This window comes from Halalkalibacter oceani (assembly GCF_040544555.1).
GTDB lineage: Bacteria > Bacillota > Bacilli > Bacillales > Bacillaceae_D > Halalkalibacter > Halalkalibacter oceani.
Genome location: NZ_JBEPKD010000003.1, coordinates 211,883 through 226,864, shown reverse-complemented (window position 1 = coordinate 226,864; position 14,982 = coordinate 211,883). Strand labels below are relative to the sequence as shown.

Sequence of the window (14,982 nt, the reverse complement as noted above, 5' to 3'; positions counted from 1 at the left end):
TTTACGTTAGAAAGGTGAGGTGCTGAGGATGGGAGAGCAACAGTTAACCGAACAAGAACTGGAAAATTTAACGTGGCTGATGAGAGCAACGGCGGAAAATCCATGGAACGGGTTTTGGGCTTATGTAGCGATCGTCGCCCTTGGGATTATCGTTTTTAACTTGGGATTTGCCCGGGAGCTGCCGATTTTAAAGAAAGTTGTTGTGTATGTGATGCTGGTGATTGGCTGCTTCGTCCTGTGGATTCTCGAATTTGCTTTCGGGGCACCGATTATCGTCGTCTTGATCATATCGGCTTTATTTCTCGGGGCGTACCGTTTCCGCTTGCATCTTCATCGAAAACAGAACCGCGAGGCATAGCAAGAAGGGTGTCGCCAGAAGCGTTAGCTTTTGCGGCACCCTTCTTTTTGTTTGAGAGGATTCACAGCTATGAAGGAGTGATAGAGATGAACACCTTGAAGACCCGTACAATGACTATTCTTGCGATAGCAATGGTCATTGCGATCCTATTTGCTGGCGGGACAAGCCTATCAAGGAGTATCATTCGACATGCTGAAAGCAATGAAAACTCAAAAGGTCCATAAAGAACGATAGAAGGGGTCCATCATGAACCTATTTGGTACTTTATTGATGGTTTTCCAGCACCAATTTTTCAATCCAAACGATCTCCTCCTCTATCCATGTTAGATAAAAAAGCCTGTCGACCGTCTCGTTTTCAGAGACTTTGTCGACAGGCTGACTACATTGGGCTGCTAACCAATATGGCGCTTCGCGTTTTTCTTTTCTTCTGTTTTTCGGGTGATTCGTTCATGGCATTCTTCACACATATAGGTATGAATCGGGCGATTACGCAACCGCTTGGCGAGCGGAAGGTGATCGTCAAGCGTATCAATTTTATCACATAACACACATTTGACTCTCATGCTTTTCACTCCATTCTCTCTCTATTGTATGAAAAACGGCCAAAAAAGTCTATCTTTGACGGGGCTTCTTTACCGGAGAAGGCGAAGGTTTTTTCCGGCGGCAACAGAAATCAGTTTGCTTTGACGATAAAAATCGGTATAGTAGAAGGTGAGAGTGGGAAATGAATGAAATGGGAGGAATGTACATGGCTAATCGAGTAGAGCAGACGTTAACCGAGGAGTTGTTTCCCCTTCTGCAAAAGGAAAGATATGTCACGATTGCGACAACAGATCACGAAACAAATGGTCCGAACGTGACAGCTATTTCATGGATTTTCGCACCAACTATGGAGACGATCCGTTTTGCGATCTATAATCGTTCGCGCATGCTTGCCAACATGAAAGCGGAAAGCCGTATTGTCATTTCATTAATCGCCAACGGTTCCACCTATTCAATTTCTGGCTCAGCGACGATTGTCACTGAGAAAATAGAAGCTGTGCCTTTAAAGCTGGCACTCGTCGAAGTTCAAATAGAAGAAGTACGCGACGTGATGTTTTACGGAGCGAAAATGGTAACTGAACCTCAATATGACAAAACATATGATGCAGAGGCGGCAGCGAAATTAGACCGTCAAGTTATGGACGCACTCAAAAAAGCTTAGTCAGTGGACGACTGGGCTTTTTTTGTCTGAAGAGGACGATTTCCTTCGTCTAACTTATCAGGCTTGCACATACATTCAAAATAGATAGGGATTGATGTACTAAGTGATCTCTGCTGCATATCTTACTAATAAGCAGTCGATAATGATTCTTTAGTCAGGAGGCAAAATATTGAAGAAAATTTACGTTTTGGACACGAACGTACTTTTACAGGACCCGTACTCCATCTTTTCATTTCAGGATAACGAAGTGGTCATCCCGGCGATTGTACTCGAAGAGGTTGATTCAAAAAAACGTTATATGGATGAAATTGGGCGAAATGCACGTCAATTTTCTAAGCTGATAGATAATTTACGAGGGAAAGGAAAATTGCATGAAGGTGTCCACATTGAGCCTGGGGGAAAAGTAAGAGTTGAATTAAATCACAAGTCGTTTCAGCGGCTGAAAGATTGGTTTGCCGATATGACAAATGATAATCGAATTATAGCAGTTGCCTTAAACCTCATGTTAGAGGAGCAGGAAAAAAATGAAGGCAGAAAAGTGATTCTTGTTAGTAAGGACGCGCTCGTTCGGGTAAAGGCGGATGCGCTCGGTTTGACTGCCGAGGATTATCTCAGTGATCGCGTCGTCGAGCTTGATCATGTGTATCCGGGCTATGTCGAGGTCTATGTCGAGGCTGAAGTGATGCAGTCATTTTATGCGAATGGCGGGCTGGCGATTTCCGAATTGACGAAGCATCCTTTTTATCCTCATCAATTTATTATTATGAAGGACGCCCTCGGCAGCTCAAGCTCGGCGCTTGGGAAAGTCGAGCCGGATGGAAAGATGGTAAAGCCATTTGTCTGTGACATCGATCAAGTATGGGGGATCAGGTCGCGAAATGTTCAGCAGCGGATGGCGCTTGAATTGCTGTTGCGCGACGATATTCATCTCGTCACGATGATCGGCAAGGCGGGAACGGGCAAAACCTTGCTTTCGCTGGCAGCCGGGTTGATGCAGACCGAGGATATGGGCAAGTATAAGAAGCTCGTCGTCGCAAGGCCGGTTGTGCCGCTCGGCAAAGATATCGGCTATCTGCCCGGCGAAAAGGATGAAAAGCTCCGTCCGTGGATGCAGCCGATATACGACAATCTGGAATATCTTTTTAATACGAAAAAGCCAGGCGAGCTTGATCATATTTTAGCGGGGATGGGTTCGATTCAAGTAGAAGCACTTACCTATATTCGCGGTAGAAGTATTCCGGATCAATTTATTATCATTGATGAAGCGCAAAACCTGACAAAGCATGAAGTGAAGACGATTTTGACGCGTGTCGGGGAGCGGAGCAAGATCGTGCTGATGGGTGATCCGCAGCAAATTGATCATCCTTATCTTGATGAATACAACAACGGGCTAACCTATGTCGTTGAAAAGTTTAAGGATCAGACGGCGAGCGGACATGTGAAACTGGTGAAAGGGGAACGCTCGGGACTGGCGCAGCTTGCTGCCGATTTACTATAGGGGAGGGGGTTGTCTAAAATGCTTCCTATTACCTTTTTAGACAACCCTGAAGCCACTGCGGTTTTTTAGCTCAATGACAGTAACAAGGGGCTACCTTTCAAGCTACCCGGAACTATTCTTTTAACAAGGTAAAACGTGAAATAAACTTGATCGGGTTTTTCCTGTTCGAGCCGTCACCAAAATAAAGGTGAATAGGGCCGTCTTCCCGTAAAGGCTGGCCTTTATCGGCGAAGCCGGCGACTGCTGCCAGTGCCTGCTCATAGGTGATTCGCTCTGTCGTCCCGTCCTGTTTATGAATATCGACATGAGTGGTGTCGGCATGCGGTTCGGCGTTTGCCAGAAATGGCTTAAGCGGCATGCCAAACGATCCTTCAGCCAGTTTCTTTTTGTCAATCGTAATTCGGTTTTGATTGGAGTTTGGATTGGGCGGCTCAGAGCCTTCTGTAATTTCTTTGTCCCATTGGGCGGAAATCGCCTTTTTGTAGGCCGTTTCCTCGTCCTCTTTCGTTGCCAGTTCATCAAAATATGTATGGAGATCGATTTTCCGTTCATCAAAAATCCAAACGGATGGGTCAATCGTTAACGGATGATCAACGTTTCCGTCAATAAAAAAAACAAATTCATTCATGGATGTTCCTCCTAAACTTGCGGATTCATTTCCTAAGTATAAAGGGTTACAAGCTTTTTGTCACTTTTGGGAAAGCTATTGGGACAGTTCATGAATGGAGGAGAGCAACGATGTCAGAGGATCAGCAGCTGCTTTGCAAATATGAAGAGGATCTGAGAAAAATGGTGAGTGAGACAAAGGAATTGACGAAATTCGGACAAGTCGCTGACTATATTCCGGCGCTTGCCGAAGCAGACCCCGATGATGTGGCGGTCGCGATTTACGACGGGAGAAATACATGTTTCAGCGAAGGCAATGATGAGCAATTATTTACACTGCAAAGCATTTCAAAAGTGCTGACGCTTGCCCTGGCTTTAATCGATCATGGCGAAGAAACAGTTTTCGCTAAAGTCGGGATGGAGCCGACGGGGGATCCGTTTAATTCGATTTCAAAGCTGGAAACACAGGTTCCATCAAAGCCGCTCAATCCAATGATCAACGCAGGCGCTTTAGCGGTCACCGCCTTGATCAAAGGAGGGTCGGTTGATGAAAAGCTGACGAGGATTCTCGAGTTTGTCAGACTTCTTTCTGGAAACAGCGCCCTTACATACAATGACAAAGTCGCCCGGTCTGAGTGGGAATCAGCTGACTTGAACCGTTCATTGGCTTATTTTTTACGGCAGCACGGTATTATTGAAGGGGATGTCGAGAAGCTGCTTGAATTGTACACGAAGCAGTGTGCGATCGAGGTCACGTGCCGGGATTTGGCGAAAATTGGCTATTCGCTCGCTTATGACGGGATTCATCCTGATACAAAAGAGCCGATTATGGAAAGGGATATCGCCAGACTTGTTAAGACATTTATGGTAACTTGCGGTATGTACAACGCCTCAGGCGAATTTGCGATTAGGGTTGGAATCCCGGCGAAAAGCGGTGTCTCTGGCGGAATCATCGGCGCCGTTCCGTACCGGCTTGGAATCGGGATCTACAGCCCGTCTCTTGATGACAAAGGGAACAGTTTAGTCGGGATGAAACTGCTTGAGAAGCTGTCCAAGAAATATCAGCTCAGTATTTTTTAAGAAAAGCCGCTGTGCGGTTTTCTTATGAACAGGCCTGATTGGGGAAAAGACAACCTTTACAGTGAAAATCATTGCAATTTTGTAGGGAAAAAGATACTATTAAAGACAAGGATATTTTCAGATGAAGGAGGGGTCAAGATGTCAGCAGAAATGGTGACTGGACAAAATGAAAAAGCATTCGCCCTTCTGAAAGCAGATGCGGAAAAGATTCGGCAGTTAATTGAAGTCCAATTGGAGAATTTAACCATGCCTCAATGTCCTCTTTATGAAGAGGTGCTTGATACACAGATGTTCGGTTTGTCCCGGGAAATTGATTTCGCCACTCGTCTAGGTCTTATTGATCCAGAGGCAGGAAAGCAAATTCTTGGAGAGCTTGAGCGAAAGCTGGCGGACTTGCACGAAGCATCCATGCGTAGATAGAACTAAGCTATTTCACTAGCTTGGTTCTTTTTTTGTCGGAGTATAGAAAGCGATTACAATTCAGAAAAATAAAAAAATAGATTGCAATTCTTCCCGCTGCCTACTTATACTAAGAAGAAGCTCGAAGTACAGACATACCATAGGAAAGAGTGCTGTTACTTGAGTTATTGAGAAAACAATTGTACAATCAGAGTAGACAAAAGAGAGTAGAAGAGGAGGCCTTTATGGAGGGTTTAACGACGATTAAGAAAGTGCTCGTAGCAAACCGGGGAGAAATTGCGATTCGGATTTTCCGCGCGTGTACGGAATTACATATTCGTACGGTGGCGATTTACTCTAAAGAGGATACAGGAGCTTTTCACCGTTATAAGGCAGATGAAGCTTATTTGGTCGGTGAAGGCAAAAAGCCGATCGACGCCTATCTCGATATTGAGGGAATCATTGAAATTGCCAAGCTGCAGGAAGTGGATGCGATTCATCCAGGCTATGGTTTTTTATCTGAAAATATTGAATTTGCAAAACGCTGCGAAGAAGAAGGGATTATTTTCATTGGGCCGGAATTAGAGCATCTCGTGATGTTTGGCGATAAGGTTCAAGCGCGTCAGCAGGCGATCAAGGCTGAGCTGCCCGTCATCCCGGGAAGTGACGGACCGGTAAACAGCATCGCCGATGTTCAGGCATTCGCCGATCAATATGGCTATCCTTTTATTATTAAAGCCTCGCTTGGCGGGGGCGGCAGAGGAATGAGAATCGTCAAGTCGGCTGCTGATTTGCAGGAATCGTACGAACGGGCCAAGTCCGAAGCGAAATCCGCTTTCGGCAATGACGAAGTGTATGTCGAGAAGTTCATCGAAAATCCAAAGCATATTGAAGTGCAGATTCTCGCCGATAAGCATGGCGAAATCGTTCATTTATATGAGCGAGATTGCTCGGTGCAGCGCCGCCATCAAAAAGTAGTAGAAGTAGCGCCAAGTGTCTCGCTGTCTGACGAGGTGCGGGAAAATATTTGCGAAGCCGCTGTAAAATTAATGAAAAACGTCCAATATGTGAATGCCGGAACGGTTGAGTTTCTCGTGACCGACAGCGGAGAGTTTTATTTTATTGAAGTCAATCCGCGCGTTCAGGTGGAACATACGATCACTGAAATGATCACGGGCATCGATATCGTTCAGTCGCAGCTTTTTATCGCTGACGGCGAGCCTCTCCATGGCTCGCGCCTCGGCATTCCGCAGCAAAATGACATCATCTGCCACGGCTACGCGATCCAATCAAGGGTGACGACGGAGGATCCGGCCAACGGCTTCCTCCCGGATACAGGGCGGATTAATGCGTACCGCTCCGGCGGCGGGTTTGGCGTGCGTCTTGATGCCGGCAACGGCTTTCAGGGAGCTGTGATTACGCCTTATTATGATTCACTGCTCGTTAAAGTTTCGACGTGGGCGCCGACCTTTGAAAGCGCCGCGGCGAAAATGGTGAGAAATCTGAAGGAATTTAGAATCCGCGGCATTAAAACGAATATTGCCTTTTTGGAAAATGTCGTCACACACCGCAATTTTCTCTCGGGTGAATACAACACATCCTTTATTGATACGACGCCTGAGCTGTTTGTTTTTCCGAAGCGGAAAGACCGCGGGACGAAGATGCTGTCCTTTATCGGCGAGACGATCGTCAATGGCTACCCGGGTCTCGAAAAAGTGAAAAAGCCTGTGCTGACAAAGGCAGTAGTGCCAAAGCTCAAATATACGGAACCGATTCCGGCCGGGACAAAGCAGCTGCTTGATGAGCGCGGCGCCGAAGGACTGGCGAAATGGGTCAAGGAGCAAAGCAATGTCCTGCTGACGGATACGACGTTCCGCGACGCTCATCAATCCCTGCTTGCGACGAGAATCAGGACCCATGATTTAAAACAAATCGCTGAGCCGACAGCGCGGATGCTGCCGAATCTGTTTTCGCTGGAAATGTGGGGCGGGGCGACGTTCGATGTGACGATGAGATTCCTTCATGAAGATCCGTGGGAGCGGCTGCTGACGCTGCGAAAGCAGGTTCCGAACTTATTGTTCCAAATGCTGCTGCGCGCTTCAAACGCGGTCGGTTACACGAATTATCCTGACAATGTCATCGAAGAGTTTGTCGAGAAGTCAGCCGCGGCGGGCATTGATGTGTTCCGCATTTTCGACAGCTTAAACTGGGTCGAAGGGATGAGGCTGGCAATTGATTCCGTCGGGAACAGTGGGAAGCTGGCGGAGGCCGCGATCTGCTATACGGGAGATATTCTCGATTCGGCCCGGCCGAAATACGATTTGGCATACTACCGGAACTTGGCGAAGGAATTGGAGCAGGCCGGGGCTCATATTCTCGGGATCAAGGATATGGCCGGGTTGTTAAAGCCGGAAGCCGCCTATCAGCTCATTACGGAGCTGAAATCGGCGGTGGATATTCCGGTTCATCTGCATACTCATGATACGAGCGGAAATGGCGTGTACATGTATGCGAAAGCGATCGAAGCCGGGGTGGACATCGTTGATGTGGCGGTCAGCTCGATGGCCGGCCTAACGTCGCAGCCGAGCGCGAACAGTTTGTATTATGCGCTCAGCGGGACGAAGCGCCAGCCTGATGTCAATATTGACGCGCTCGAGCAGCTTGCTGAATTTTGGGAAGGAACGCGCTCCTTTTATGCCGGCTTTGAAAGCGGAATGAATGCGCCGCATACGGAGGTGTACGAGCATGAAATGCCGGGCGGGCAATACAGCAACCTCCAGCAGCAGGCGAAAGCGGTCGGTCTCGGTTCGCGCTGGAATGAAGTAAAGAAAATGTACCGCACGGTTAATGACATGTTCGGTGATATCGTTAAAGTTACACCGTCGTCGAAAGTGGTCGGCGATATGGCGTTGTACATGGTGCAAAATGAGTTGACGGAGCAGGATGTGTATGAAAAAGGAGAGAAGCTCGACTTTCCGGATTCCGTCGTCGAACTGTTTCAGGGCCAGCTCGGCAAGCCATATCAAGGCTTTCCGAAAAAGCTTCAGGACATTATCTTAAAAGGACGCAAACAACTTGAAGGCCGGCCAGGGGAATCAATGCCGCCAGTTGATTTTGAACAGATCCAGAAAGAGCTGTTTGAGAAGCTCGGCCGTCAGGTGACAAGCCATGATCTGCTGTCTTATGCGCTGTATCCTAAAGTATTTCTCGACTTTGAACAGTTCCGTCAGCAGTTTGGCGATGTTTCTGTTTTGGATACACCGACTTTCTTTTACGGACTGCGATTAGGGGAAGAAATTGAAGTGGAAATTGAACAAGGGAAAACGCTAATTGTGAAGCTCGTTTCGATTTCTAAGCCGAAGGATGATGGCACGCGGATTGTCTACTTTGAGCTGAACGGTCAGCCGCGGGAAGTGGTGATCAAGGATCTCAATGTTGAAACAAAAACAATTGCCCGTCCGAAAGTCGACCAGAGCAATCCAAATCAAATCGGCGCTTCGATGCCGGGAACGGTTGTGAAAACGCTCGTTGAAAAAGGAGACAAGGTTAAAAAAGGCGATCACCTGATGATCACCGAAGCGATGAAGATGGAAACGACCGTTCAGGCCCAGTTTGATGGGGTCGTCGAAAATGTTTATGTGGAAAGCGGGGAACCGATTTTAACAGGAGATTTGCTGATTGAAGTCACTCCTGTCCAATAAGAGGAGAGCGGGGCAGGCTCCGCGCTTTGCTTCAAGCCGGAGGCAAAAGGTTGTTTTTTACCTTTTGTCTCTGGCTTTTTTACTGGATTCATCCGTTATGTTTCCATGAAGGAACCGGCAACAAAGGCGCCGCAGCGTTTTTGAAAAGATAACAAAGGATAAAATTTTCGGGTTGATTCGAAAAAAGGACGCTATGCGTTTTTCTTATGCTCAGGCGATTTTCGCAGCTGTATAAGAATAAACAATAATGGGTATGAATGACAAAAGGATATCCTCGGCTTTCAGGCCGGCGGATATCCTCATGGAACTGGTCAATACGCCCGCTTGCGAAGTAAAATCATTGCAAGGTAGCAAAGGGCGGAAAATAATGTTGAGATAATAAGAGCGTGCATCAAGCCGATTGTCAAAATCTGATTTTGTGTAAAGACGACGGATACTCCGCTAATGAGCTGCGCTGTAACAAGCAGGAAGCAGATCACACTGATCCAGACAAGCAGCCGCTGCGTTTTGTAATGACGCAGCACCCAGACCATCATCACGAATAAAAGGATTAAAAGAAGAATACCCGCAATACGGTGGATGAAATGAGCGCCGACAGGACCGGTTAATCCCGGGAACAGCTGTCCGTTACAAAGGGGAAAGCCGGCACAGGATAGGGTAGCTTCGGTATGCTTTACATACGCTCCTGTATAAATAACAGCATAGCAGTATGTAATGACAATAAAGAAAAAGGCTTTAAATCGTTTAGTTACGTGCACGGTCACTGGCCGATCCTTTCCATCTTCAAAGGAAAGAATGGTTAAAAGCACAACGGATGCGAGTGACATCGCTGAGATACCGAAATGAAGGGCGAGAATCGTGTTGGATTGACCGAATACGACCGCGCCGGCTCCGAGCAAACCTTGGAAAATAATTAAGATGACGGATAGAATGGCCATCAGCCGCGCTTCCTTGACATGCTTCAGCTGCTTCCACGACCAGATGGCAAGGACGATAATCATCGCGCCAACCAGGCCGGAAACGATCCGATGACTGTATTCGATAATCGTTTCGATTGCCGGACTTGTCGGGATCACTTCGCCGAAGCAGAGCGGCCAGGTTGCTCCACATCCTTCACCGGATCCCGTTTTTGTAACAAGCGCTCCCTGAAGGAGGACGATAAGAATACCAATTGAGGTCAGAATGCCATAAATCTTTAATTTTCTATGCATTCACTCCACCTTTCTTTCTATTTCGAAATGTAAGCCTAAAAAGGAAAATAAACCTTTTTGAATACCCTCTATAAAATTGGTGAAAATTATGCTAGAGTAGGCAAGGGCATTAGATCGCTCAAATTGATCTTATAGAATATCGGACATAAAAGTCAATTTAGCCTGAGTGAAATTTTTATGGCGTTTACAGCAAATGTGAAGATAATGTGAAACTCAGGATTTTAATGAAACGGAGTAGAATTTGATATATAATGTGATTGTGACAGATATTAGGGGAGCTAACATTCGCCTAATTTATTTTTTGTAGAAGAGTATTAAAGAAGGTTAATTCTACAAAGGGGGTGAAGATTTGATGAATAAGACCAATACTGCTTTTGAAGCAACGGACGTGATGTCAGAGTCAACGGTTGCCACTACGCAGCAAAGGTCGTGGAAAGATTATTTAGTACTTGCCAAGCAAGGAATCGTAACTTCCAACTTACTTACGACATTTGCCGGTATTTATTTAGCAGCTGTGTATACAAGCAGTGGAATCGGAGCACATTTGGATGCCATGGTTTTTGGTTTGTTAGGTGCAGCGCTTGTAATGGCAGGAGGCTGTACATTAAATAACTATATTGATCGTGATATTGACCATATTATGGAACGAACGAAAGAACGTCCGACAGTAACTGGACGGTTTTCAGCCAATCATGTTTTAATGGTTGGGTTATTGCAGGCGGCTCTTGGGCTTGTTTTCCTTGCTTTGACGACACCGACTGCTGCTGTCATTGGTCTGATCGGGCTTTTTATTTACGTCGTTTTATATACGATGTGGACAAAGCGCACGACAACCCTTAATACTATTGTAGGTAGTTTCTCAGGTGCTGTTCCGCCACTTATTGGCTGGGCGGCGATCGATGGAAGCCTTCATTCTTATGCATGGCTGTTATTTTTTATTATGTTTTTCTGGCAGCCGCCGCATTTTCTCGCACTGGCAATGAAGCGCGTCGAAGAGTACCGGGCTGCCGGAATTCCGATGCTTCCAGTTGTTGCCGGGTTTGCGATGACAAAGCGTCAAATAGTTGTCTATGTAGCGGCATTGCTGCCTGTCTCTCTTATGCTCTATCCTTTTGGCACTGTTTACACAATCGTGGCTGCGGTGCTTGGGCTTGGCTGGTTAGTTCTTGGAATTGCCGGCTTTAAGATGAAGGATGATATAAAATGGGCCAGACTGATGTTTGTCTACTCATTAAACTATTTAACGATTCTATTTGTTCTCATGGTCATTGTTCACCTTTTTTAAGTGAGGGAACGATGATTATAGATATAACTATTTGTAGTGATGAGCTACGTTATGAAAGTGAGGTTGGATTGTCAGATGAAACTAAGGAAAACCGTATGGCGTTTTCTACCTCTCTCGTTGTTAGTCTTTTTGCTAACTGGCTGTCTGGGAGAAACAAACTTAACTGCCCTCGATCCAAAGGGGCCGCAGTCACAATGGATTTTTGACAAAATGCTTTTATCTTTGTATGTTATGGCATTTGTCTCAATTGTCGTATTTGCAATCTTTTTCATTATCCTTGCAAAGTATCGTCGTAAACCTGGTGACGATGAGCTTCCTAAACAAGTACACGGGAATACGGCACTTGAAATCACTTGGACAGTTATTCCGATTATCTTGTTAATCATTCTTGCTGTTCCAACAATTACGGGAACGTTTATGATGGCAGATGACGAACCGGATCCTGAAGTAGGGGAGAATACTGTCGAAATTAAAGTTACAGGTCACCAGTTCTGGTGGCAGTTTGATTATGAGGATGAAGGATTTACTGCTGGTCAGGAAGTGTACATACCTGTCGGTGAGAAGGTGCTATTTGAATTGCATGCACAAGATGTTATGCACTCCTTCTGGGTTCCGGCATTAGGTGGTAAGGTTGATACGATTCCTGGTATTACGAATCATCTATGGTTAGAAGCAGATGAGCCAGGCACTTATAAAGGGAAGTGTGCCGAGCTTTGTGGTCCTGCTCATGCCTTGATGGACTTCAAAGTCATCGCTCTTGAGCGCCCTGAGTATGATCAATGGGTTGCAAACATGCAGGCTGAAGTTGAAGAGCCGACGGATGCCCTTGCTCAGCAAGGTCGCGAGCTTTTCGGCGCTGACGGCTTAGGCTGTATTGGCTGTCACGCTGTTGGCGGAACAGGTACTGCTGCCGGTCCGGCTTTGACAAACTTTGGTGATCGTGAAGTTATTGCGGGTTATCTTGAAAATGATGATGAGCATCTTGCTGCGTGGATTCGTGATCCGGCGTCATTGAAGCAAGGTAATAACATGCCTTCTTTCCCGCAAATTAGTGACGAAGAAATGGAAGCACTTATTGCTTACCTTCGTTCGCTATCTGTGAATGAACAATAAAGACAAATCGATAAAAGAGGAGGTTAACCCTTTGGCTACACATAAACAGGAAAAAAGCGTCGTCTGGGATTGGTTAACAACGGTTGACCATAAAAAACTCGGTATAATGTACTTGATCGCCGGGGCGCTTTTCTTTGTTAAAGCTGGTGTAATGGCGCTTTTTATGCGGATCCAGCTCATGTATCCTCAAATGGATTTCTTAAGTGGGCAAACATTTAACGAATTCATTACGATGCATGGTACGATCATGCTCTTTTTAGCGGCTACACCTTTGTTATTCGGGTTTATGAACTTTGTGATTCCCCTCCAAATCGGAGCGCGGGATGTGGCGTTTCCATTTGTAAACGCCCTTGGCTTCTGGATTTTCATGGCCGGTGGACTTTTGCTTAGCACAAGCTGGTTCTTTGGCGGCGGTCCGGATGCTGGTTGGACAGCGTATGTTCCGTTATCAAGCCGTGATTATGCCGGGCTTGGACTGGATTTTTACGTGCTCGGTCTTCAAGTAGCGGGTATTGGTACGCTTGTATCAGCGATTAACTTTCTAGTAACGATTGTGAACATGCGGGCTCCTGGTATGACAATGATGCGTTTACCATTGTTTGTCTGGACATCGTTTGTTACATCAACATTGATTTTATTTGCTTTCACACCACTTGCTGCTGGTCTTGCTCTTCTAATGCTTGACCGTCTCTTTGATGGGCAGTTCTTCATACCGAGCATGGGTGGTAACGCTGTAATCTGGCAGCATATTTTCTGGATTTTTGGTCACCCTGAGGTATATATTCTTGTATTGCCGGCCTTCGGTATTATTTCAGAAGTTATTCCGGCCTTCTCAAGAAAGCGTTTGTTCGGTTATACAGCTATGGTATTTGCGACAATGATCATCGCCTTCCTAGGCTTCATGGTTTGGGCTCACCACATGTTTACAGTGGGTATGGGACCTGTTGCAAACTCCATTTTTGCGGTGGCGACGATGACAATCGCCGTTCCGACCGGTATTAAGATCTTTAACTGGCTTTTCACGATGTGGGGCGGGAAGATTACATTTAATACAGCGATGCTGTTTGCTTCTTCTTTCGTACCGACATTCGTACTTGGTGGGGTAACAGGGGTTATGCTTGCGATGGCGCCGGTCGACTACCTGTATCATGACACATACTTTGTTGTTGCCCACTTCCACTACATTATCGTTGGTGGTATCGTTCTTTCCTTATTTGCCGGATTATTTTACTGGTATCCGAAAATGTTCGGTCATAAGTTGAACGAAACGCTTGGTAAGCTGTTTTTCTGGATTTTCTATATTGGCTTCCATTTAACATTCTTTATCCAGCATTTGCTAGGACTAATGGGTATGCCGCGTCGTGTATACACGTATCTTGGCGACCAAGGGCTTGATGCTTTTAACTTTATCAGTACGATCGGGACATTCTTCATGTCAACAGCGGTCATTATCCTGGTAATTAACATCATTTACTCTGCGTACAAAGGAGAGCGCGTCACAGTTGCTGACCCTTGGGATGCTCGTACGCTTGAATGGTCAATTCCAACTCCGGTACCTGAGTATAACTTTGCACAAACTCCACAGATTCGTTCTTTGGATCCACTTTTCTACGAAAAGGTGCATGGTGACGGGACAATGAAGCCGGCTGAACCGCTTGGTGAGATTCATATGCCGAACGGCTCGATTTTACCGTTAATTATGGCAGTTGGTCTTTACTTTGCTGGTTTTGGCTTTATCATGCTAAACATGGAAAATCCGCTTATTAGTCCTTGGATTGTAGCGGTTGGCGGTTTGGCGATTACATTCGGTTGTATGTTTATTCGTTCAGTCAAAGAAGACCACGGCTATCATATTCCTGTGGAAACGATTAAAGCTGATTTGCAGTCGAAAGGAGGGAACTAAGAAATGGCGGGTGCAGTTGACACTTCAAAAGGGCTTCCTTCGCATCCTGAGAGAGCGACATTGGAAGGGAAAAACAAGTTTCTCGGTTTCTGGTTCTTCCTTGGTGGTGAAACAATTCTGTTTGCAACGTTCTTTGGAACGTACTTAGGGCTAAGAAATGGGATTGCTGATGGTCCATCTTCTCAGGAGATGTTCCAGCTCCCATTAGTCTTTATTATGACAATGCTTCTTTTAACAAGTAGTTTGACGAGTGTGCTGGCAATGTTTGCCATGAAGAAAAACAAATTCGGCACTTTCAAAATCTGGATGTGGATTACAGTCCTTCTGGGACTTGGCTTCCTAGGATTCGAAATTTTTGAGTTCTATGAGTATGTCCATCATGGATTCGGTTATACAACAAGTGCGTTTTCTTCATCGTTTTTCACATTGGTTGGTCTGCATGGAGCTCACGTAACCTTTGGATTGTTCTGGATTATGACGCTTCTCATTCGCTATAATAAGAGCGGAATTACGTTAACAAATGCTCCTAAATTTTATGTTGCCTCGTTATATTGGCACTTTATCGACGTAGTGTGGGTATTCATCTTCACTGTCGTTTATCTTATGGGAGTAGGAGGTTGATCG

At 45.9% G+C, this 14,982-nt stretch carries 13 protein-coding genes; 10 read left to right on the top strand and 3 right to left on the bottom strand.

Features of this window, described 5'->3' with window-relative positions:
• Window positions 1–28: 28 nt before the first annotated feature.
• Window positions 29–358, top strand: a complete 330-nt coding sequence (locus tag ABMB67_RS06255) for a YlaH-like family protein (protein WP_354571405.1) — start codon at window positions 29–31, stop codon at window positions 356–358.
• Between the two features lie 392 nt (window positions 359–750).
• On the opposite strand, the gene ABMB67_RS06250 is transcribed toward ABMB67_RS06255, so the two are convergent.
• The gene (locus ABMB67_RS06250; protein ID WP_251221894.1) at window positions 751–921 is read right to left on the bottom strand and encodes a YlaI family protein; all 171 of its coding nucleotides are present in this window, start codon (window positions 919–921) and stop codon (window positions 751–753) included.
• A 185-nt stretch (window positions 922–1,106) separates the two neighbouring features.
• Between ABMB67_RS06250 and ABMB67_RS06245 the strand changes: the two genes are divergently transcribed.
• A complete protein-coding gene (locus ABMB67_RS06245) occupies window positions 1,107–1,562 on the top strand; it encodes a pyridoxamine 5'-phosphate oxidase family protein (protein WP_354571404.1) in 456 nt (151 codons plus the stop codon).
• A gap of 169 nt (window positions 1,563–1,731) precedes the next feature.
• Window positions 1,732–3,060, top strand: a complete 1,329-nt coding sequence (locus ABMB67_RS06240) for a PhoH family protein (protein ID WP_251221896.1) — start codon at window positions 1,732–1,734, stop codon at window positions 3,058–3,060.
• A 112-nt stretch (window positions 3,061–3,172) separates the two neighbouring features.
• Here the strand turns inward: ABMB67_RS06240 and ABMB67_RS06235 are convergent, their stop codons facing one another.
• Window positions 3,173–3,688, bottom strand: coding sequence for a molybdopterin-binding protein (locus ABMB67_RS06235; RefSeq protein WP_251221897.1), 516 nt, complete (start codon window positions 3,686–3,688; stop codon window positions 3,173–3,175).
• Window positions 3,689–3,798: 110 nt separating this feature from the next.
• Between ABMB67_RS06235 and glsA the strand changes: the two genes are divergently transcribed.
• The 3 genes from glsA (at window position 3,799) to pyc (ending at window position 8,846) form a co-directional block, all read left to right on the top strand.
• A complete protein-coding gene (glsA, locus tag ABMB67_RS06230; RefSeq protein WP_251221898.1) occupies window positions 3,799–4,746 on the top strand; it encodes a glutaminase A in 948 nt (315 codons plus the stop codon).
• Between the two features lie 138 nt (window positions 4,747–4,884).
• Complete coding sequence (locus tag ABMB67_RS06225; protein ID WP_251192018.1) at window positions 4,885–5,166, top strand: Fpa/YlaN family protein; 282 nt, start codon at window positions 4,885–4,887, stop codon at window positions 5,164–5,166.
• 224 nt (window positions 5,167–5,390) lie between these two features.
• Entirely contained in the window at window positions 5,391–8,846 is a 3,456-nt protein-coding gene (pyc, locus tag ABMB67_RS06220; protein WP_354571403.1) for a pyruvate carboxylase, read from the top strand.
• A gap of 311 nt (window positions 8,847–9,157) precedes the next feature.
• Here the strand turns inward: pyc and ABMB67_RS06215 are convergent, their stop codons facing one another.
• Complete coding sequence (locus tag ABMB67_RS06215) at window positions 9,158–10,057, bottom strand: COX15/CtaA family protein (protein WP_251221900.1); 900 nt, start codon at window positions 10,055–10,057, stop codon at window positions 9,158–9,160.
• 352 nt (window positions 10,058–10,409) lie between these two features.
• Between ABMB67_RS06215 and cyoE the strand changes: the two genes are divergently transcribed.
• The 4 genes from cyoE (at window position 10,410) to ABMB67_RS06195 (ending at window position 14,979) form a co-directional block, all read left to right on the top strand.
• A complete protein-coding gene (cyoE, locus tag ABMB67_RS06210) occupies window positions 10,410–11,342 on the top strand; it encodes a heme o synthase (protein ID WP_285890134.1) in 933 nt (310 codons plus the stop codon).
• Window positions 11,343–11,417: 75 nt separating this feature from the next.
• Complete coding sequence (coxB, locus tag ABMB67_RS06205; RefSeq protein ID WP_251221901.1) at window positions 11,418–12,455, top strand: cytochrome c oxidase subunit II; 1,038 nt, start codon at window positions 11,418–11,420, stop codon at window positions 12,453–12,455.
• Window positions 12,456–12,486: 31 nt separating this feature from the next.
• Complete coding sequence (gene ctaD / locus ABMB67_RS06200; RefSeq protein ID WP_251221902.1) at window positions 12,487–14,358, top strand: cytochrome c oxidase subunit I; 1,872 nt, start codon at window positions 12,487–12,489, stop codon at window positions 14,356–14,358.
• Window positions 14,359–14,361: 3 nt separating this feature from the next.
• Window positions 14,362–14,979: a cytochrome (ubi)quinol oxidase subunit III gene (locus ABMB67_RS06195; RefSeq protein ID WP_251221903.1), complete on the top strand. Its 618-nt coding sequence runs from the start codon at window positions 14,362–14,364 to the stop codon at window positions 14,977–14,979.
• The last annotated feature ends 3 nt before the right edge of the window (window positions 14,980–14,982 follow it).